Origin of the sequence: Cryobacterium sp. M96, assembly GCF_002929845.1 — a bacterium.
GTDB classification, from domain to species: Bacteria; Actinomycetota; Actinomycetes; order Actinomycetales; family Microbacteriaceae; genus Cryobacterium; species Cryobacterium sandaracinum.
Genome location: NZ_PJJS01000046.1, coordinates 1 through 18,681 on the forward strand (window position 1 = coordinate 1; position 18,681 = coordinate 18,681).

At 70.1% G+C, this 18,681-nt stretch carries 18 protein-coding genes and 3 pseudogenes; 13 read left to right on the top strand and 8 right to left on the bottom strand.

The window, feature by feature from the left end:
* The 3 genes and pseudogenes from sufC to fdxA form a co-directional block, all read left to right on the top strand.
* Window positions 1-106: pseudogene (sufC, locus tag CXY79_RS07790) on the top strand (Fe-S cluster assembly ATPase SufC); the annotation flags it as partial.
* Window positions 103-462, top strand: coding sequence for a metal-sulfur cluster assembly factor (locus CXY79_RS07795; protein WP_104100574.1), 360 nt, complete (start codon window positions 103-105; stop codon window positions 460-462). The pseudogene sufC and the gene CXY79_RS07795, both read left to right, overlap by 4 nt.
* A gap of 45 nt (window positions 463-507) precedes the next feature.
* Window positions 508-831 (top strand): ferredoxin, encoded by a 324-nt coding sequence (gene fdxA, locus CXY79_RS07800; protein ID WP_104100575.1) that lies wholly within the window; start codon window positions 508-510, stop codon window positions 829-831.
* 34 nt (window positions 832-865) lie between these two features.
* On the opposite strand, the gene CXY79_RS07805 is transcribed toward fdxA, so the two are convergent.
* The 3 genes and pseudogenes from CXY79_RS07805 to CXY79_RS16910 form a co-directional block, all read right to left on the bottom strand.
* Window positions 866-1,360, bottom strand: a complete 495-nt coding sequence (locus CXY79_RS07805) for an aldehyde dehydrogenase family protein (protein ID WP_104100576.1) — start codon at window positions 1,358-1,360, stop codon at window positions 866-868.
* A gap of 196 nt (window positions 1,361-1,556) precedes the next feature.
* Window positions 1,557-2,006 (bottom strand): annotated as a pseudogene (locus CXY79_RS16905) (IclR family transcriptional regulator); the annotation flags it as partial.
* Between the two features lie 43 nt (window positions 2,007-2,049).
* A pseudogene (locus CXY79_RS16910) lies at window positions 2,050-2,289 on the bottom strand (hypothetical protein); the annotation flags it as partial.
* Between CXY79_RS16910 and CXY79_RS07815 the strand changes: the two are divergent.
* From CXY79_RS07815 to CXY79_RS07825, 3 genes are all read left to right on the top strand, one after another.
* Window positions 2,192-3,496 (top strand): MFS transporter, encoded by a 1,305-nt coding sequence (locus CXY79_RS07815; protein ID WP_233191361.1) that lies wholly within the window; start codon window positions 2,192-2,194, stop codon window positions 3,494-3,496. The pseudogene CXY79_RS16910 and the gene CXY79_RS07815 sit on opposite strands and share 98 nt — an antisense overlap.
* Before the next feature lie 152 nt (window positions 3,497-3,648).
* Window positions 3,649-4,344: an endonuclease NucS gene (nucS, locus tag CXY79_RS07820; RefSeq protein WP_104100577.1), complete on the top strand. Its 696-nt coding sequence runs from the start codon at window positions 3,649-3,651 to the stop codon at window positions 4,342-4,344.
* Window positions 4,345-4,431: 87 nt separating this feature from the next.
* A complete protein-coding gene (locus tag CXY79_RS07825) occupies window positions 4,432-5,100 on the top strand; it encodes an HAD hydrolase-like protein (protein ID WP_104169262.1) in 669 nt (222 codons plus the stop codon).
* Window positions 5,101-5,210: 110 nt separating this feature from the next.
* Here CXY79_RS07825 and hxlA read toward each other — a convergent pair whose 3' ends face one another.
* Window positions 5,211-5,834, bottom strand: a complete 624-nt coding sequence (hxlA, locus tag CXY79_RS07830; RefSeq protein WP_104100578.1) for a 3-hexulose-6-phosphate synthase — start codon at window positions 5,832-5,834, stop codon at window positions 5,211-5,213.
* Between the two features lie 66 nt (window positions 5,835-5,900).
* A complete protein-coding gene (gene hxlB, locus CXY79_RS07835; protein ID WP_104100579.1) occupies window positions 5,901-6,542 on the bottom strand; it encodes a 6-phospho-3-hexuloisomerase in 642 nt (213 codons plus the stop codon).
* Window positions 6,543-6,642: 100 nt separating this feature from the next.
* Here hxlB and CXY79_RS07840 point away from each other — a divergent pair, with 100 nt between their 5' ends.
* From CXY79_RS07840 to CXY79_RS07850, 3 genes are all read left to right on the top strand, one after another.
* A complete protein-coding gene (locus CXY79_RS07840; protein WP_104100580.1) occupies window positions 6,643-7,479 on the top strand; it encodes a LuxR C-terminal-related transcriptional regulator in 837 nt (278 codons plus the stop codon).
* Window positions 7,480-7,555: 76 nt separating this feature from the next.
* Window positions 7,556-8,209 carry a bifunctional 2-polyprenyl-6-hydroxyphenol methylase/3-demethylubiquinol 3-O-methyltransferase UbiG gene (locus tag CXY79_RS07845; RefSeq protein ID WP_104100581.1) on the top strand — a complete coding sequence of 218 codons (654 nt, stop codon included), beginning with the start codon at window positions 7,556-7,558 and terminating at the stop codon, window positions 8,207-8,209.
* Between the two features lie 52 nt (window positions 8,210-8,261).
* The gene (locus CXY79_RS07850; RefSeq protein ID WP_104100582.1) at window positions 8,262-9,551 is read left to right on the top strand and encodes an MFS transporter; all 1,290 of its coding nucleotides are present in this window, start codon (window positions 8,262-8,264) and stop codon (window positions 9,549-9,551) included.
* A 271-nt stretch (window positions 9,552-9,822) separates the two neighbouring features.
* Here the strand turns inward: CXY79_RS07850 and arsA are convergent, their stop codons facing one another.
* Window positions 9,823-11,631 (bottom strand): arsenical pump-driving ATPase, encoded by a 1,809-nt coding sequence (arsA, locus tag CXY79_RS07855; protein ID WP_146068116.1) that lies wholly within the window; start codon window positions 11,629-11,631, stop codon window positions 9,823-9,825.
* Between the two features lie 17 nt (window positions 11,632-11,648).
* Window positions 11,649-12,113 (bottom strand): arsenite efflux transporter metallochaperone ArsD, encoded by a 465-nt coding sequence (gene arsD / locus CXY79_RS07860; RefSeq protein WP_104100584.1) that lies wholly within the window; start codon window positions 12,111-12,113, stop codon window positions 11,649-11,651.
* 191 nt (window positions 12,114-12,304) lie between these two features.
* Between arsD and CXY79_RS07865 the strand changes: the two genes are divergently transcribed.
* Window positions 12,305-12,787 carry a heme-degrading domain-containing protein gene (locus CXY79_RS07865; RefSeq protein ID WP_104100585.1) on the top strand — a complete coding sequence of 161 codons (483 nt, stop codon included), beginning with the start codon at window positions 12,305-12,307 and terminating at the stop codon, window positions 12,785-12,787.
* Window positions 12,788-12,968: 181 nt separating this feature from the next.
* Window positions 12,969-13,973 (top strand): acyl-CoA thioesterase, encoded by a 1,005-nt coding sequence (locus CXY79_RS07870; RefSeq protein ID WP_233191362.1) that lies wholly within the window; start codon window positions 12,969-12,971, stop codon window positions 13,971-13,973.
* 133 nt (window positions 13,974-14,106) lie between these two features.
* On the opposite strand, the gene CXY79_RS15945 is transcribed toward CXY79_RS07870, so the two are convergent.
* Window positions 14,107-14,274, bottom strand: a complete 168-nt coding sequence (locus CXY79_RS15945; protein WP_158250245.1) for a hypothetical protein — start codon at window positions 14,272-14,274, stop codon at window positions 14,107-14,109.
* A gap of 370 nt (window positions 14,275-14,644) precedes the next feature.
* Between CXY79_RS15945 and CXY79_RS07875 the strand changes: the two genes are divergently transcribed.
* Entirely contained in the window at window positions 14,645-17,302 is a 2,658-nt protein-coding gene (locus CXY79_RS07875; RefSeq protein ID WP_158250246.1) for an excinuclease ABC subunit UvrA, read from the top strand.
* 58 nt (window positions 17,303-17,360) lie between these two features.
* Window positions 17,361-18,647 (top strand): ATP-binding protein, encoded by a 1,287-nt coding sequence (locus CXY79_RS07880; protein WP_104100586.1) that lies wholly within the window; start codon window positions 17,361-17,363, stop codon window positions 18,645-18,647.
* Window positions 18,648-18,681: the final 34 nt, after the last annotated feature.

Below are 18,681 nucleotides of genomic sequence, written 5' to 3' on the forward strand. Positions count from 1 at the left end.
CGTCTTCGTCGACGGCCGCATCGCCGAACAGGGCGGCCCCGAACTCGCCGACCGCCTCGAAGACGAGGGCTACGATCGCTTCCAGAGCGCCGACGTCGCCCGATGAGCCTCGGGACAACCGCACTGCAGTCGGCGGAATCGATCCTGGGCGCGGCGCGGTTCGATGCCGTCCAGGAGGCCCTCAAGGATGTGATCGACCCGGAACTCGGCATCAACATCGTCGACCTCGGCCTGATCTACGATCTGGGCTGGGACGATGAAAACGATGCCCTGATCATTCACATGACCCTGACCTCGGCCGGCTGCCCGTTGACCGAGGTGCTCGAGCAGGAGATCGGCGTCAACCTGGACGGCATCGTCGACCAGTTCCGCATCAACTGGGTCTGGATGCCGCCGTGGGGCATCGACAAGATCACCGACGACGGCCGGGAGATGATGAGCGCTCTTGGATTCAACATCTAGCCAGCCCGTTGCCCCGATTCGGCTGAGTCTGACCGGGGCGTGCCGATGACCTATGTGATCGCCCTGCCCTGCGTCGACGTGAAGGACCGTGCCTGCGTCGACGAGTGCCCGGTCGACTGCATCTACGAGGGTGAGCGCTCGCTCTACATCCACCCCGACGAATGCATCGACTGCGGCGCCTGCGAGCCGGTCTGCCCGGTCGAGGCCATCTACTACGAGGACGACGTGCCCGAGAAGTGGGCCGAGTACTACAAGGCCAATGTCGAGTTCTTCGACGACATCGGCTCGCCCGGCGGGGCGGCGAAATCCGGCGTGTTCCAGAAGGACCACCCGATCATCGCCGCCCTGCCCCCGCAGGTGCGGCCCTGATCCTGCCGCGATCCTGAGCGCACCGCCGTGCCGGCTACGAGCGGATGCGGCGGTGCACCGACTGCGGCTTGAGGTAGACGTGCAGACCCTCCAGGCCGAATTCGACGCCGAGACCTGAGCCATGCCGCCCCGCGAACGGGGCGGCATGGCTTGCGGCGAAGAATTTTATCCCGATCGAGCCCGTGTCCACCCGCGAAGCCACCGCGAGGGCGGCATCCTCGTCTGCGGAGAAGACCGTTCCTCCGAGGCCGAAATCAGTGTTGTTGGCGATCCCGATGGCCTCCTCGAGGCGGTCGTAGCGCAAAATCGACAGCACCGGCCCGAAGACTTCCTCCCGGGCGATCCGCATGCCGGGCGTCACGTCGGCGAACACGGTCGGCGTGACGGAGAAGCCCCGGTCGAACCCGCTGGGCACGTCGCCGCCGGTCGTGGCGCGGGCACCCTCCGCCAGGCCCGACCGGATGTAACCAAGCACCGTGTCCCCCTGCGCGGCGGTCGCGCTCGGCCCGAACACGGTTGCCGGATCCATCGGGTCTCAGATCGCGACGGGGTCGATCACCGGGGTGGTTTGCGGGCGCGGGCGGCGGGCTGCAGCGCCGAGGGGGGAGTTGCGCGATTCCGGCCTGGCTGCGCTCGGCCGTGCCGAGCAGGATCGGCAGGTTGCGTTCGAGCTGGTGGGCGCGGCTGGTCGGCAGCACGATGCCGAGCCCGCCGACGACGCGGCCGTCAGCCTGGAAGTCCGGAACCGCCAGGGAGCCGGAGCCGAGGCGAACCTCCTCCGAGGCGAGCGCGAACCCCTGCACGCGGATCTTCTCGATCTCCCGGCGGAGCTGCTCGTGGTCGGTCTTCGTGAAGGCGGTGCGGGCGATCAGCGTGCCGCCGAGCACGGCGTCCTGCACCCAGTCCTCCTCGAATGCCAGGATGGCGCGCCCCATGGCGGTGGCGTGCATGGGCAGCCGGCAGCCGACCCGGGGGGCCTGCTGCACGCGCCGGGTGCCGTAGACGCGGTCGATGTAGAGCACGTCGGCCCCGTCGCGGATGGCCAGATGTGCGGTCTCCTGGGTGAGGCCGGAGAGGTCCTGCAGGTAGGGGGCGGGCCACGTCGCGCAGCTGCCGCCCCGCGTGCTGGCCGAGTTCCCAGAGGCGCAGGCCGATCTGGTTGCGGCCGCGGGCATCCCGCTGCACGGCGCCCCACTCTTCGAGCTCGCCGAGCAGGCGGCGCACGGTGCTCTGTGGCAGCCCGCTCTCGGCGCAGATCTCGGAGAGCGACCGCGGTGCGGCGGGGTGCGGCACCCCCGTTCTGTTACCCCCTGAAGTCCCCCCACGTGCGACAGATTGCGTTTCGGATAACGTGGAGGGTGTGACCCACACCGCCCGCGACCTCGGAATCTCCGCCACCCCAGCCGCCCGGCCCGGGCTGCACGCCTGGCGGAACGCCGTGTTCGCACTCTTCTTCATTGCCGGACTCGCACTGGCCACCTGGATGTCCCGCATCCCGGCCGTGCGAGACGGCCTCGAGCTCTCGACCGCGCAGGTGGGCATTGTCATCTTCGGCCTCTCGGCCGGGTCGGTGATCGGCCTGGTGGCGGCGGTCGGGCTGCTCGCCCGCCTCGGCGCCCGGCGCGCCGTGGTGCTCGGCGTCGCGATCTCCTCGGTCGGGCTCATCACGGCCGGGGTCGGCACGAGCCTGCTGGGGTCCACCGAGCTGGTCTTCGCCGGGCTGGCCCTGGTCGGTTTCGGGATGGGCTCGGTCGACGTCATGATGAACGTCGAGGGGGCGGCGGTTGAGCGGGCGATCGGCAAGACGCTGATGCCGCTGATGCACGCCTGCTTCAGCCTCGGCACCGTGGTTGGCGCACTGGCGGGCGCGGGGGCATCCTACGTTTCGTTGCCGGTGTCCTGGCACCTGGCCGGGGTTGCGCTTCTCGTGCTCGCCACGGCCGTCGCCGGGGTGCGGTATATCCCGGTGCGAGCGGAGCTCGGCGACGAGCCGGCGACGGCGTCGGCGTCGGGCGCGGAGCCGGGCGTCGCGCCGGGAACGGCGGAGGCCGGGCCGCGCCCTGCGCCGCCGTGGCGGGAGCGCCTGCGCGTCGGCCTGTCCGCGTGGGGTGACACGAGGATCCTCCTGATCGGCACGATCGTGCTGGGCATGACCTTCGCCGAGGGCTCGGCCAACGACTGGCTGGCCCTGGCCGCCGTCGACGGGCACGGGCTGAGCAACACGGAGGGCGCCATCATCTTCGGCGTCTTCGTGACGGCGATGACCGTCGGCCGAGTGTTCGGCGGGCCGATCCTGGACCGGTTCGGGCGGGTACCGGTGCTGCGCGCCTGCGCCGCGCTGGGCATCCTGGGCCTGGTGTTGTTCATCCTCGCGCCGAACGAGGGGCTGCTCTACACCGGCACGGTGCTCTGGGGTCTCGGCGCGTCGCTCGGCTTCCCGGTGGGCATGTCGGCCGCCGCCGACGACACGCAGAACGCCGCCGCCCGAGTGAGCGCCGTCGCCATGATCGGCTACTTCGCGTTCCTCGTGGGCCCGCCCGTGCTCGGCCTGCTCGGCGAGGCCTGGGGCATCCTGAACGCCCTGTTCCTGATCCTGGCGCTGATGGTTCTGGCGGGCCTGGCCGCCCCCGCCGCGCGCGAGCGCACCAACGCCCCCGCCGCCTAACGAATTCGACGGAGATTTTGGCGCTAGCGGCCGGTTTTGGGGCTGTTTCAAGCCGAAACGGCAAAATCTCCGTCGAATTGGTTCGGACCCGGGGCGCGGGAGGTTCGTCGAGGGTGGGCGAACGTATGCCGCGGCGCGGTTAGGCTCGAACCGTGCGCCTTGTGATTGCGAAATGTTCCGTCGACTACGCCGGGAGACTGAGCGCGCATCTGCCGCTGGCCACCCGCCTGCTCATGATCAAGTCGGACGGCAGCGTGCTCGTGCACTCCGACGGCGGCTCGTACAAGCCGCTCAACTGGATGAGCCCGCCGTGCAGCCTGGCGCTGTCCTGGCCCGATGACGACCAGACGGAGGCCGGCGTCACGGCCGTCTGGACGGTCACCCACGCCAAGACCGCCGATCAGCTCATCGTCAGCATCTACGAGGTGCTGCACGACTCCGCCCACGAGCTCGGCATCGACCCCGGGCTGATCAAGGACGGCGTCGAGGCCCACCTGCAGAAGCTGCTGGCCGAGCACATCCACCTGCTCGGCGACGGCCATATCCTGGTGCGCCGGGAGTACATGACGGCGATCGGCCCGGTCGACATCCTGGCGCGCGACTCCACGGGCGGATCCGTCGCCGTGGAGCTGAAGCGGCGCGGCGACATCGACGGGGTCGAACAGCTCACGCGCTACCTCGAACTCATGAACCGCGACCCGCATCTTGCGCCGGTGATCGGGGTTTTCGCCGCACAGATCATCAAGCCGCAGGCGCGCACCCTGGCCGAGGACCGGGGCATCCGTTGCCTCGTTCTCGACTACGACGCCATGCGCGGACTCGACGACACACAATCGAAACTCTTTTAGGGGCTGGCGGCCCGCGCGAAAGCGTATTACTCCTATTTTTCTTTAAATTCATGCGATGGATCGACTCCCGACCCCTAGTATTAGCCTGTGATTTCGACATTGACCCGCACGTGGAGTGCCATCATATTTGACCTTGACGGAACGATCACCGATTCCGCCCCGGCCATCACCAATGCCCTCGCCCGCACCTTCGCCGTGCTGGGCCGCCCGGTTCCCGCCGACGCGGAACTACTGGCCTACGTGGGGCCGCCTCTGCTGGCCGCTTTCCGCGAGTACGCGGGAATGACACCGGAGGAGGCCGCCGAGGCTGTCGCCGTCTACCGCGCCGACGACCAGGGCAAGCACCTGCTGGACACCGCCATCTTCCCGGGCGTCGCCGGGCTCCTCGAGCGCATCCACGCGGCGAAGATTCCGATGGCCGTGGCCACCAGCAAAACCCAGCACAATGCGATCGCGGTGCTCGAGCACTTCGACCTGGCACAGTACTTCACCGCCATCGTGGGCTCCACCGACACCGAGACGCGCAGTTCCAAGGCCGACGTCGTGGCGGAGGCCCTCGAGCGCCTCGCCGCCGCCGGTGCCGACCTCAGCCAGCCCGTCATGGTCGGTGACCGCCGCTACGACGCGGAAGGTGCGGCCGCCCACGGCGTGCCGGCCATCCTCGTGGAGTGGGGCTATGGCTCCCCGTCCGAGGCCGCCGAGGCGACCGCGACCGTCTACTCCGCTGACACGCTCGGCAAGATGCTACTCGGCTGACACCCCCCCCTCCCTGCCCCCACGAGAAAGCACCCTCGTCTCGAAACGAGGGTGCTTTTTCCGTATCCACGCGGACTCCCGCGCCAACTCCGGCGCGGACTCCGGGGTGGCTAGATGATGGCGGCGCGCAGGGCGGCCGCCGCGGCGGCCGGGTCCTCCGCGCCGTAGATGGCGCCGCCGGCGACGGCGACCCGGGCCCCGGCACGCTGCACGGAGGCAATGGTGGCGACGCTCACACCGCCGGCCAGGGAGAACGGAACCCGGGCGGTCTCACCCTGGTTGAGCAAAGTCGAGAGCGAGAAGCCGGGCTCCGCCTGCTCGTCAAGGCCGGCGTGCATCTCGACGAAGACGGCGCCGAGCTTTGTCACTTCGCGGGCCCGCGTCACCTTGTCGGCGACGCCGATCAGGTCGACGACGACGCCTTTGCCATGCTTCGTGGCTGCGGCGACGGCCCCGACGATGGTACTGTCCCCGGCCGTGCCGAGCACGGTCACCAGGTCGGCGCCGGCGGTGAACGCCAGGTCGGCCTCGAGCTCACCGGCATCCATCGTTTTGAGGTCGGCGAAGACCGTCTTGTCGGGGTGAGCGGCCTTGATGGCGGTCACGGCACGCAGGCCCTCCGCCTTGATCAGCGGGGTGCCGAGCTCGATGATGTCCACGTAGGGTGCAACTTTCGCGGCCAGCTCGAGGGCCGCATCCGTGGTGAGTACGTCCATGGCGACTTGAAGCTTCATGATGGTCTTCTTTCCGGTTCTGGTGACGTCTGGTGAGGTCTGATAGGTCTGAGTGAGTGAAAAGCGTTATTCGAGGTTGGCGTGCCGCGGCCACAGATCGTCGGCCGTGGCCCCGGATGCCTTCCACAGGCTGTGGAAGATCGCGTCGCCGAGCACGACGACGGTCTGTTCAAAGAGCGCGCCCGAGTACTGCAGTGACCGGAGTTCGTCGTGGTCCTGCTTCTGGGCGGCCGGCACGACCACGGTCACCGCGGCCAGCGCGGCGAGCGGGGAGTCCGGAGCGGTGGTGATCGCGATTACCCGGGCACCGGATGCCGCGGCGGTCTCGGCCGCGCGCACGACGGCGGCCGTCGCGCCGGACCCGCTCGCTACCAGCAGCACGTCGCCGGCCGCGATCGCCGGGGTGGTGACCTCGCCGACCACGTGCACGTCGAGCCCGAGGTGCATCAGCCGCATCGCGGTCATGCGCAGGGCCAGGCCGGACCGGCCCGCGCCGAGCACAAACACGCGCCGGGCTCCCCGCAGGGCGGCCGCAGCCTGGTCGAGGGTCGGGAGGCCGGCCGTGTCGTCAGTGCTGTTCGTGCTGTTCGCGCTGTTCGTGGTCGCCGTCGTCAGGAGCTGGCGCACGATTCCGGCGTTCTCGGCCGCGATGGCGGCGAGCGATTCGGTCACGGTCAGTGTCACGGGGGTGTCGGTGCAAGAGGGCATCCCCTTATGGTCCACTCTTTCGGGCGGGCAGGAGGCCCACCGAACGGGCGGTGCACCTACCCGAACGGATGGCTGAACGCACCTCCGGTAGGCTGCTGAGGTGAATAGTCAGCGCCCAGCCCCCTCGATCGAGCCGTTCGACTCCCGCTCGGCCGCCGCCGAGCGCGCCCGGGTCGTCGCCGACCTGACCGACACGCAGGCGACCACGCTCGAGTCCCTGCTCGCCGTGCTCCGCTCCCGGAACACGAGCGACGCCTCGGCCCGGCAAACCGCGATCGACCTGGCCGCGACGGCGATGGTGGCGCTGCGCGCCGTCTCCGACCTCGACCGGTCCCTCACCGAGGAGCCCGTTGCTCGGGCCTTCGAACGCCTGCGCGACGACCTGCGCCCGCTCGTGCGCTTCGGCGACCTCGACGTGCAGTTCATCGAGCCGCCCGTGAACGGCCGGGCCCTGCCCGGCGAGGTGGCCCACGCCGCCCGGGCCATCGTGCGCGGCGCGGTCCTGGCTCTGGTCGAGCAGGCCGGGGTGGCCCGCGTGCGCGTGCACTGGGACTGCGACGGCAGCAACCTTTTGATCCACATCCGCGACGACGGCTCCGGCGACCTCACCCCGGACAGCCCGAGCGTCAGCCGGTTGACGAGCCGGGTGGCCGCACTGAACGGCTCGCTGCGGCTGGAGGCGACGACCGGCTGGGGGTCCGAAATGACCGTCACCCTCCCCCTCGACGTGCCGCTCGCACCGCTCACGGCCGCCGCCGCGTGGGGTCTGAGCCCGCGCGAGAAGGGCGTGCTCGAGCTGGTCGCCTCCGGCGCCCGCAACCGGGCGATCGCCGAGACGCTCTCGATCAGCGAGAACACGGTCAAGTTCCACGTCGCCAACCTGCTGCGCAAGGTGGGTGCTTCCACCCGGGCCGAGCTGGCAGCGCTCTCCCGCTGAGCCGCCGCTTCCGTGCGAAACTGGCCATCGCGCAGCATCCGTTCACACCGACGGATGCCCGCCGAGAGGACACGCCATGGACGCCACCGAATGGGACACCCGCTACCGCCTCGCCCGTGAGGCACAGGCCGGCCTGGCCGGACGTCTGTGGTCGGCTCTGCCGGCACAGATCGTGCAGGACACCGTGAGCCCGTTCCCGCCGGGGCGTGCGCTGGATCTGGCCACCGGCGACGGTCGCAACGCGATCTGGCTGGCCGGCCACGGCTGGACGGTCACGGCGGTCGACTTCTCCGCCGAAGCCGTCGGCCAGGCGGAAGCGCACGCCGCCGAGGCAGGCGTGTCGGTGGACTGGCAGGTCGGCGACGCCACGACCTGGGATCCGGCAGGCGAAAGCTTCGACCTGGTCACCGTGATGTACCTGCACCTGCCCGAGCCCGCCTTGCGCGCCGTGCTGGCCCGCGCCGCCGGGTGGCTCTCCCCCGGCGGGCACCTGGTCGCGCTCGGGCACGACCAGACCAACCTCGCGACCGGGGCTCCCGGACCAGGCGATCCGGCCATCCTCTACTCGCCCGAGCTGCTGCGTTCCTGCATCGACCCCGCAAGTCCGGGTGCCTCCCGGGTCGTGCGCTGCGAGACCATCCGCCGCGACCTCGCCACCGACCCGGAGGCCCCCGGCGACGGCGGCGCCGCCACATTCGCCCTCGACACCCTGCTCGTCGTCGAAGTCTAATTACCCCCTGGGGTATGCTAAAACCCCAGCGCACATGCCAGAAGGGAGCCCGATGTCCACCAATCCGGATGCGCCCGCGCCCGTGACCCCGGACGCCCGCCCCGCGCCCGCGCCCGCCGACCACACGCCGCTGCAGCGCACGGTCGTGCGGGTGCTCATCGCAGGCCAGATCCTCGGCGGCATCGGCATGGGCGCGACGCTCTCCCTCGGCGCCCTGCTGGCCGCGCAGCTCTCCGGCTCCAGCGCCTGGTCGGGCATGGCCGCCACCATGAGCACCCTCGGCGCCGCCCTCGCGGCCGTACCGCTGGCCCGCCTGGCCCAGCGCCGCGGGCGCCGCCGCTCCCTCGCGACCGGCTCGCTCATCGCCGGCTCCGGCGCTGTTCTCGCCATCACCTCGGTCGCGGTCGACATCTTCCCGCTGCTCCTGCTGGCCCTGATGCTCCTCGGCGCCGGATCGGCCACGAATCTGCAGGCCCGCTTCGCCGCCACCGACCTCGCGAGCACACAATTCCGGGCGCGCGACCTGTCCATCGTGGTCTGGTCGACGACCATCGGCGCCGTGCTCGGCCCGAACCTGTTCGGCCCCGGCGAGACCGTGGGGAAGGCCCTCGGCCTGCCCCCTCTGACCGGTGCCTTCGCCTTCTCCCTGATCGCCACGGTCGGCGCGGCCGTTGTCTACACGGTCGGACTCCGCCCCGACCCGCTGCTCACCGCCCTCGCCGCACGCGAGGTCGACCCTGTCGGCGGCACGCGGCGCGGCGGCCTGGCCATCGTGCGCGTCAACCCGCAGGCCCGCTTCGCAGTGGTCGTGATCGCCTGCAGCCACGCCACCATGGTCGCCCTGATGTCGATGGCCCCGGTGCACCTGCGCGACCACGGCGCCACCCTGACGCTGGTGGGGCTGACCATCAGTTTCCACGTCGCCGGCATGTACGCGCTCTCGCCCGTCTTCGGTTGGCTGGCCGACCGGCTGGGACGGATGCCCGTCATCCTCATCGGCCAGAGCCTGTTGCTGGTCTCGCTGGCGATCTTCTGGCTGGCCGGGGAGTCACAAACTGCCATGACGGTGGGGCTGATCCTGCTCGGACTGGGCTGGTCGGCATCCGTCGTCGCCGGCTCGGCGCTGATCGCCGAGGTGGTGGGCGTGCACGACCGCGCCGCCCTGCAGGGTTTCTCCGACCTATCGATGAACGGGGCCGGTGCCCTCGGCGGAGCCCTGGCCGGCCTGATCCTGAGCGCGATCGGCTACTCCGGGCTCGGGCTGGTCACCATGGTGCTCGCGGGCGTCATCGTCGTCTGGTCTGCCGTGCGCGGCACCACGGCCCGGCCGGCCGTGCGCTAACCGGGTCAGTCCTGACGATTGGTTATTTCACTGCGGCAGGTGCGAGTCGACCGCACCGCGTGGACGCTTTCCGCACAGCTGGCATCCCGCCCTCGGTGTCGAACCAATTCGACGGAGATTTTGTGCTGAGAGCGCTCTTTCCGACTGTTTGAACCCGATTTGGCCAGAATCTCCGTCGAATTCGTTCGGGACGCAGGTACTGCGGGGCCTCAGACTCGACAGACGTAGGGGCTGGAACGCCGGCCGACCCCCTCGCTGGCCGACCGGCCAGCTAGCGAACGGATGCCGGCGCGGGCTGCCGCCCCGCGGCGAGCGCGAGCAGCGCCGGAATGCCCACCGGCTCCTCCGCCAGCAGCGGCACCACCGCGAGCCGCGGGGCGCGCTTCTCGTGCACGTGCTCGAGCTCGGGGAGCTCGTTCCGGGCCCGCGCGAGCAGCAGCGGGTTGGTCGGCGCCGCCGCGGCGATCGAGTTGTTCACGATCCACGCCCACGGGGTGATGCCGGCCCGCTCCAGGTCGGCCTGCAGCTCCGCGGCCTCGAGCACGGGCGTGGTCTCGGCGAGGGTGACCAGGATCACTTTCGTCTGCTCCGGGTCCTGCAGCCGCATCATCGGCGTCGTCAGACGGATGCCGTCGCCCAGCTGCCGGGTGACCTCGCGGTGGTACGACCCGGTCGCATCCAGCAGCAGCAGGGTGTGGCCCGTGGGCGCGGTATCCATCACGACGAAGGTGCCCTTCGCCTCCCGGCTCACGCGGGAGAAGGCCTGGAACACGGCGATCTCCTCCGTGCACGGCGAACGCAGGTCCTCGCGGAGCATAGCTTGGCCCTGCGCGTCGAGGTGAGCGCCCTTCGTGCGCATGACCCGCTCGGAGTAGTTGGCGATTTCGACGGCCGGGTCGATCCGGGACACGGTCAGGTTCGCCAGCCCGCCAGCCAGGGTGTCATCGAGGTGCGCGGCCGGGTCGGTCGTGGTGAGGTGCACGGGCAGCCCGCGTTCGGCGAGGCTGACGGCGATCGCCGCCGCAAGCGTGGTCTTGCCCACACCGCCCTTGCCCATCAGCATCACCAGGCCGTGGCCGCCGGCCTCGATCTCGTCGACGAGAGCCGAGAGCGGGGCCCCCGGAGCGACCGTGGCGATTCCGGTGCCCGGTGTCGGGACGACTTCAGGCTCGAACAGGCTGCGGAGCGCGGCCAAGCCGACCATGTTGGTGCTCTTCAGCCCCACGTAGTCGGTGGGCGCGGTGCGCAGCCCCGCGGGCATCGCGGCGAGCGCCTGCTGTTCGCGCACCCGGATGGCGTCGAAGAGCGGGTCGGCCTCGGCGGGCGTGCCCGTATCGGCATCAGAATCCGTTGCCGGTCCGGCCGGCAGGATGCCGTTGACCACCAGGTGCTGACGCTGCATGCCGATGGCGGCGAGTTCTGCCTGGGTGCGGGCGGCCTCCCGCAGGGCGCCGCCCTGGGCGCGCGCCACGAGCACCAGCCGGGTGCGGGCAGGGTCGGCGAGGGCGGCCACGGCGTCGGCGTAGACGGCGCGCTGCTTCTCGAGGCCGGAGAGCGGCCCGAGGCAGGACGCGTCGCCCGTGCCCTCGGTGAGGAAGTCGGTCCACGACCCGGGCAGCTGCAGCAGACGGATGGTGTGCCCGGTGGGGGCCGTGTCGAAGAGGATGTGGTCGTACGCGGCCGTCCACGCGGCATCCGTCAGCAGGTCGGTGAACTCGTTGAACGAGGCGATCTCGGTGGTGCAGGCACCCGAGAGCTGCTCCTCGATCGAGGCCATCTCGGCGGGCGGCAGCAGGCCGCGCACCGGGCCGACGATGCGTTCGCGGTACTGCGCGGCCGCCTGCTCGGGGTCGATCTCGAGGGCCGACAGGCCGGGCACCGCCGCGATCGGCATGACCGTGTTGCCGATGGTCACCCCGAAGACCTGGCCCACATTGGAGGCCGGATCGGTGCTGACCAACAGCACGGATGCCCCGGACTCGGCCAGACGCACCGCGCTCGCGCACGCGATGGAGGTCTTGCCGACCCCGCCCTTGCCGGTGAAGAAGAGGAAACGTGGGGCGTCGTCGAGGAAGCGCAGGGTCGTCATGATCGGCCCTAGCAGCAGCCGCCGTTGCCGCAGCAGCCGGCATCGGCGCCCGCGGTATTTTCAGTGAGCTCGGTGGCTGTGGCGCTACCGGACCCGGCCATGGCTAGCAGCCGCACCGTTCCCTCCGGCTGCACGGCCGCACGGTGACTGGCCGCGCCGGTGTCGACAGCCGCCACGTCGGTCCAGCTCGCGAGCTCGGCGCGGGTCGGGTAGCGGCCGGTGAGCACGGTGGCTCCCCCTACGAGCGTGACGGGCAGGCCCTCCTGGCCGACGGTGTGCAGGAACTGGCGAGCCACCTCGTTCTGCACGAAGGCGAGGGGCTCCTGGGCCAGGTTGAATCGGGCAATGTCGCCGCCGTTCGTGCGGGTGAAATCGAGGTCCGCGGAGAAGGTGACCAGCGCCTGGTCGACGTCGACTCCGCAGATGCCTGTGCCGCAGCACAGTCCCGGTTCGAAAATCTCGATGTGTGCCATGGGTGACCATCTCCTAGACCGGCATCCAGAGGGGACGACTTGTCCGTGATGACGGTCCCCCCAGTATATCGACGCTTATCGATATTTGACGACTCGTTTGCGTTAGCACTGGCTCCCATTGCGAGCGCGGGAGTGGAAGACTGACTGCGGGCGCCTCTGCCCTGTTCATCATTCAACCCGAAAGGCATGCGATGACCGACGCGCACGACGCCGCAGACCTTCTCCCGCTGCTTCTCGAGCAGGAACGTGTCATTCAGTTCGACTCCTTCGACGTGGGCGACGCCTGGGCCGTCGGGTCGCGGCTCGTGGAACTCGGCAACGCCCGGCGGCATCCGATCGCGGTGTCGATCATGTTCGGCGACCAGCGCGTCTTCCATGCCGCCCTGCCCGGTGCCTGCGCCGACAATGACGCCTGGCTCGAGAACAAGTTCCGGGTGGTGCGGCGCTTCGCCAACTCCTCCTACGCCGTGGGCATGCGCTTCCGAGCGAACTCCCGCGACTTCAGCACCGACTCGAACCTCGACCCGAACACACACGCCGCGCACGGCGGCGCCTTCCCCCTGCGCGTACGGGGCTCGCTCATCGGCGTCGTCGGCGTCTCCGGGCTGGCCCAGCGCGATGACCACGACCTTGTCGTCGAGGCGCTCGAGGAACACCGCCGCACCCACGGCTGACCGGCAACGGTCTGGCCCGCACCCGACTCCCCTGCCCCGGCTGCCCCGTCCCGGCTGCCCCGTCCCGGCTGCCCCGTCCCGCGGCCCCGTCCCGCGGCCCTGTCCCGCGGCCCTGTCCCGCAGCCTGCCCGGATGTGAAAGTCTGGACCGAAGCCCCTGACCTGCTTTCGTTGGAGTATCCGTGACCGCCGCACCTGTCCGTTCGATGTCGCAATTCGACGCGGGCATGCCCGACGACCGCATCACCCTGCGGTTCATGGCCGTTCCCGCCGACGTCGCCGCTTCGGGCGCGACCGTGGCCGCTGGCAGCGTGCTCGAGTGGATTGACAAGGCCGCTTACGCCTGTGCGGTGGGCTGGAGCGCATCCGACACGGTCACCGCCTACGTCGGCAATGTGCACTTCACCCGGCCGATAAAGCCCGGCAACCTGGTCGAGGTGCACGCCCGCATCATCCACACCGGACGCACGAGCATGCACGTGCTTGTCACGGTCGAGACCACGGATGTCCGCGCCCGCGAATACAGTCCGGCGACCCACTGCATCCTCGTCTTCGTCGCCGTCGACGATGCCGGGAAGCCGCAGGAAGTTCCCTTGTGGGTGCCCCACTCCGACGTCGACCGGGAGCTGCAAGAGAACGCGATGGCCCGGCTCGAGCCGCGCAAGCGCATCCAGACTGTCATGCGCTCACAGGAATATACCGATGACAGCACCACGCCAGGCACGGTGTTCCGGTTTTTGGCCGACCCCGCCGACGCGAACTGGGGCGGCAACGCCCACGGCGGTACCGTGATGCGCTGGATCGACGAGGCCGCCTTCGCTACGGCGGCGGCCTGGAGCTCCGTAGCGGCCGTTGCCGTCTACTCGGGCGGCATCCACTTCTACCGGCCGATCCACATCGGGCACATCGTCGAAGTGGATGCCCGGCTCATCCACACCGGCAAGCGCAGCATGCACATCAGCATCCGGGTGCGCTCGGGCAGTCCACGCACGCCGCACGATTTGCACCTCACGACGCAGTGCATGAGCATTTTCGTCGCACTCGGCGCGAACGGGCACGCCGAGCCGGTAGAACCACTGACGCTGATCACCCCGGAGGACAAGCGGCTCGACCAGCACGCCCGGGACCTGATGGAATTGCGCGCGCCGCTGGTCATGATGCCCGTTGACCACCTGCGCCTGCCGTGACCGGCGCGCCCTTACGGCCCGAACGAATTCGACGGAGATTTTGCGCGAATCGGACCTGAATCCTGCGAAAGAGCGCTTTCACGCCAAAATCTCCGTCGAATTGGTTCTACACCGGCTCAGGGGAACCGACGGGTCACTCCGGGGAGTCGTTCGCATGCTCGGCGGCTGCGGCCAGTGCGGCGCGCTCGCTCTTCGAGAGCCGCGCGACGTAAGCGCGCTTGAGTTCGGCCCAGCGGGGCATCGAGACCTGGTTGGCAGGTACCTGCTGGTCGGAACCGGTGGGAGTGGTGCGGTCGGCCATGGGGTACTCAGCGACGCTCGCCGATTGGGGCGGCGCTCGGCGGGGACTGGCGGGACAGGAACGCTCTCTTCAGGGACGCCCAACGCAGCAGGGAAACGTAGTGGGTAGCGGTGGATCCGGATGTATCAGCCAATGGTTCTCTCAGTCTCAAACGTGGTTTGAACGGCACGCCGCTGAGCCTGGTTCAATAGAAGAGCGATCGAGATTGTCACGGTAGAACATCGGGATCTGTCACGGTTGAGCATCGAGATGAAGACCGGCCCACCACCATCAGCGGACGGGATCGCAATTCACCAGTATACCGCGTCGCCTCTCAGGTCCACTGTCTCTAGCCCGGCATCCGCCCAGACGTTCGGGCTAGAGTCGGCGGATGCAACCGCCTCGACCTGACGCCGACACCGCCGCCTCGACCCGGAACGCTCCGTCGACCGCACTAGGGAACGCGCCATTCGCGGGCTTCGTGCAGGTGCGCGGGGCTCGGGAGAACAACCTCCGGAACGTTGATGTCGACGTTCCCCGGGACGCCATCGTCGCCTTCACCGGGGTCTCCGGCTCCGGAAAGTCGTCGCTGGCGTTCGGCACCATCTTCGCGGAGGCCCAGCGCCGGTTTCTGGAGTCCGTCGCGCCCTACGCGCGTCGGCTGATCCAGCAGGGCCACACCCCGCAGGTTGACGAAATCATGGGGCTGCCGCCGGCCGTGGCCCTGCAGCAGCGCCGAGGCGCGCCCAGCTCCCGCTCGAGCGTGGGCACCCTGACCACCCTGTCCAACTCGCTGCGCATGCTGTATTCCCGGGCCGGCATGTACCCGGCGGCTGCCCCACGCCTCGAGTCCGACTCCTTCTCCCCCAACACCGTGGCCGGCGCCTGCCCGCAGTGCCACGGCCTCGGCACGGCGCACACCGTGACCGAGGCAACCCTCGTGCCCGACCCTGCCCTGAGCATCCGTGACGGCGCCATCGCGGCCTGGCCGGGCGCCTGGCAGGGCAAGAACCTGCGGGACATCCTGATCACCCTTGGCTACGACGTGGACACCGCCTGGCAGGACCTGCCGCGCTCTGCGCGGGACTGGATCCTGTTCACTGAGGAACAGCCCGTGGTGGAGGTCACCCCGCAGCGCGACCGCATCGCCAAGCCGTACCAGGGCCGATTCTGGAGCGCGAGGAGCTACGTGCTGCACACCCTGGCCGACTCCAAGAGCCAGAGTCAGCGGGAGCGCGCGCTGCGGTTCGTCGAATCCGGCCCGTGTCCGCTGTGCGACGGCAGCGGTCTCACGCCCGCGGCCCTGGCGGTCACGGTGGCCGGCCGGTCGATCGCCCAGCTCAACCTGCTGCCGCTGACCGTGCTCGCCGAGCTGCTTCGCCCGACGCTCCGGGCGAGCGGCGCCGAGCGCACCGCCGCGCCTGATTCCGCGGAGCCGCACACCGCGAGGCCGCACGCCGCGGAGCCCACGGAGGCCGCCGTGACCCTCACCCGGGACCTGCTCGCCCGCATCGAGGTGCTGCTCGAACTGGGCCTCGGCTACCTGAGCCTCGGGCGCGCGACGCCCACCCTCTCCCCCGGCGAGATGCAGCGCCTGCGCATCGCCACCCAGCTGCGCTCGGGCCTGTTCGGCGTGATCTACGTGCTCGACGAACCGTCGGCCGGGCTGCACCCGGCCGACGCCGAACCGCTGCTGCTCGTGCTGGAGCAGCTGAAGGCATCCGGCAACTCGGTCTTCGTCGTCGAGCACAACATGGACATCGTGCGCCGCGCCGACTGGGTCGTCGACGTGGGCCCGCTGGCCGGGGCCGGCGGCGGCGTCGTGCTTTACAGCGGACCCATCGCAGGTTTGGCCGATGTGTCAGAGTCGGTTACCCGGCAGTTCCTGTTCCCGGCCGCGCCGGAGCCGGCCGCGCCAGCCACGCTCCAGCCCGACGCGCCCCAGCCCGCGGCGCTGCGCACACCAGAACGCTGGCTGGGCCTGCACGGTGTCACCCGGCACAACCTCCGAGGCGTCGACGCCGGCTTCCCGCTCGGTGTGCTGACCGCGGTGACCGGCGTGTCCGGTTCGGGCAAATCCACCCTGGTCAGCCAGGTTCTGGCGGATGCCGTGCGGCTCGCGCTGCATCCGGAGTCCGACGCCACCGTCGCCTCTGATCCGACGGCAGCCGCAGGCGCCGTCGACGACGACGGCAACGACGGCGAACGCGGCGACCCCGAGCCGCGGGCGCGGGTCGACCGGATCACCGGCCTGGAGGCCGTGGACCGCCTGGTGCGCGTGGACCAGAAGCCGATCGGGCGCACTCCGCGCTCCAACCTGGCCACCTACACCGGGCTCTTCGACGCGGTGCGCGCGACCTTCGCGGCCACGGACGAGGCCCGGAAGCGCGGCTACGGCGCCGGGCGGTTTTCCTTCAACGTGCCCGGCGGCCGCTGCGAGACCTGTCTCGGAGAGGGCTCGGTGAGCGTCGGTCTGCTCTTCTTGCCCGGCAGCTACACGCCCTGCCCGACCTGCCTTGGCTCGCGCTACAACCCGGAGACCCTTCAGGTGACCTATCACGGCAAGTCCATCGCCGACGTGCTCGGCCTGAGCGTCGAGGAGGCCGCCGGCTTCCTGGCCGACGTGCCGGCCGCTGCCCGCAGCCTCGCCACCCTGCGGGAGGTCGGGCTCGGCTACCTGCGTCTCGGCCAGCCGGCCACCGAGCTCTCCGGCGGCGAGGCCCAACGCATCAAGCTCGCCACCGAACTGCAGCGCGCCCGCCGCGGCCACACGATGTACCTCCTCGACGAGCCGACCACCGGACTGCACCCCGCGGATGTCCGCCTTCTCCTGGCCCAGCTGGGCCGCCTCGTCGACGCCGGCAATACGGTGATCGTCGTCGAGCACAACCTCGATGTGGTGGCCGCCGCCGACTGGGTGATCGACCTGGGACCGGCCGGCGGAGATGCGGGCGGCCAGATCGTGGCGACCGGAACCCCGGATGCCGTCGCGCGGCACCCGCACAGCCGCACCGCGCCTTACCTTGCCCGCCGCTTGGCTGATCGCTAGTTCGGCGACGCAAGTGCCATAGATTGGGAAGCGTACGTGTCGGCGCGAAGGAGCACTCATGACTGGTTGGCGGATCCGCGACTTTCACTCGGACGACCTCGACGGCATCCTTCGCCTCTGGGAAGAGATCACGGCCGCCAAGACGGAGCCCGTCTACGGCCTGTCCGAGGTGCTGGCCTCCTGCCAGAAGGATGACGCCGTGGTCGCCCTTGCCGGCGACGAGGTCGTCGGGGCCGCCGTGGGCCGCGCCGCCCACGCCCAGGGCTGGGTCGTCTTCCTCGCCACCGCGCAGCGCTACCAGGGCCGCGGCATCGGCACGGCCCTGCTGGCCGCCCTCGAGAAGAAGATGTCCCGGCACGCGTTGACCAAGCTGTCCGCGCTGATGCCCGAATCGGCCACGCGCGTCGACGCCTTCGTGAAGCGGGGCTTCGAGGTCAAGCAGCACCTGCGCTACTTCGAGCGCCACATCCCGGTGCAGCGCGAGGAGCTGCGATCGCTCAGCGAACTGGGCGGGCGCATCCTGCCGCGCGACCTCTGGGAGGGCGTCGGCGGCATGCGCGCCGAAAAGGAGCTGCTCGAACGAAGGCTCGTCATGCCGCTGGCCAAACCCGACATGGCCGAACAGTACGGCGTCGTGCCACCGAAGGCGGTCGTGCTCTTCGGGCCTCCCGGAACGGGCAAGACCACCTTCGCAAAGGCCATCGCATCGCGGCTGGAATGGCCCTTTGTCGAGGTCTTCCCCTCGCGGCTCGCGGCTGACCCCAAGGGCCTTGCCGGTGCGCTTCGGGAGACCTTCCTGAAGATCTCCGAGCTGGAGCACGCGGTCGTGTTCATCGACGAGGTCGAGGAGATCGCGGCGCAACGCGGCGGCGAGCCACCCTCGGCGCTGCAGGGCGTCACCAATGAGCTGCTGAAGATCATTCCCGCCTTCCGCGAGCAGCCCGGCCGGCTCCTGGTCTGCGCCACGAACTTCATCCGCGCCCTCGATTCCGCCTTTCTCCGGCACGGACGCTTCGACTACGTCATCCCGATCGGGCTTCCGGATGTCGCCGCCCGCCAGGCCATCTGGGAGCGCTACATCCCCGAGGGCAGGAAAAGCACGGTCGATCTGAGCGCGCTCGTCACCGCAAGCGACGGGTTCTCACCAGCCGACATCGAGTACGCCGCCCGGCGCGCCTCTCAGCAGGCGCTGGAACGCGCACTGTTCGAGGGGGAGGACGAGTCGACGCCCGGCGGCCCGGGCACCGAGGACTACCTGGTCGCGATCCGGTCGACCCGCACGACCGTGTCGGCCCAGGTCGCCAGCGAATTCCTGGAGGACATCGAGCGGCTCGCCCGGCTCTGAGCACGAGGTGCCGGGCAACGGACACCGCGCCAGG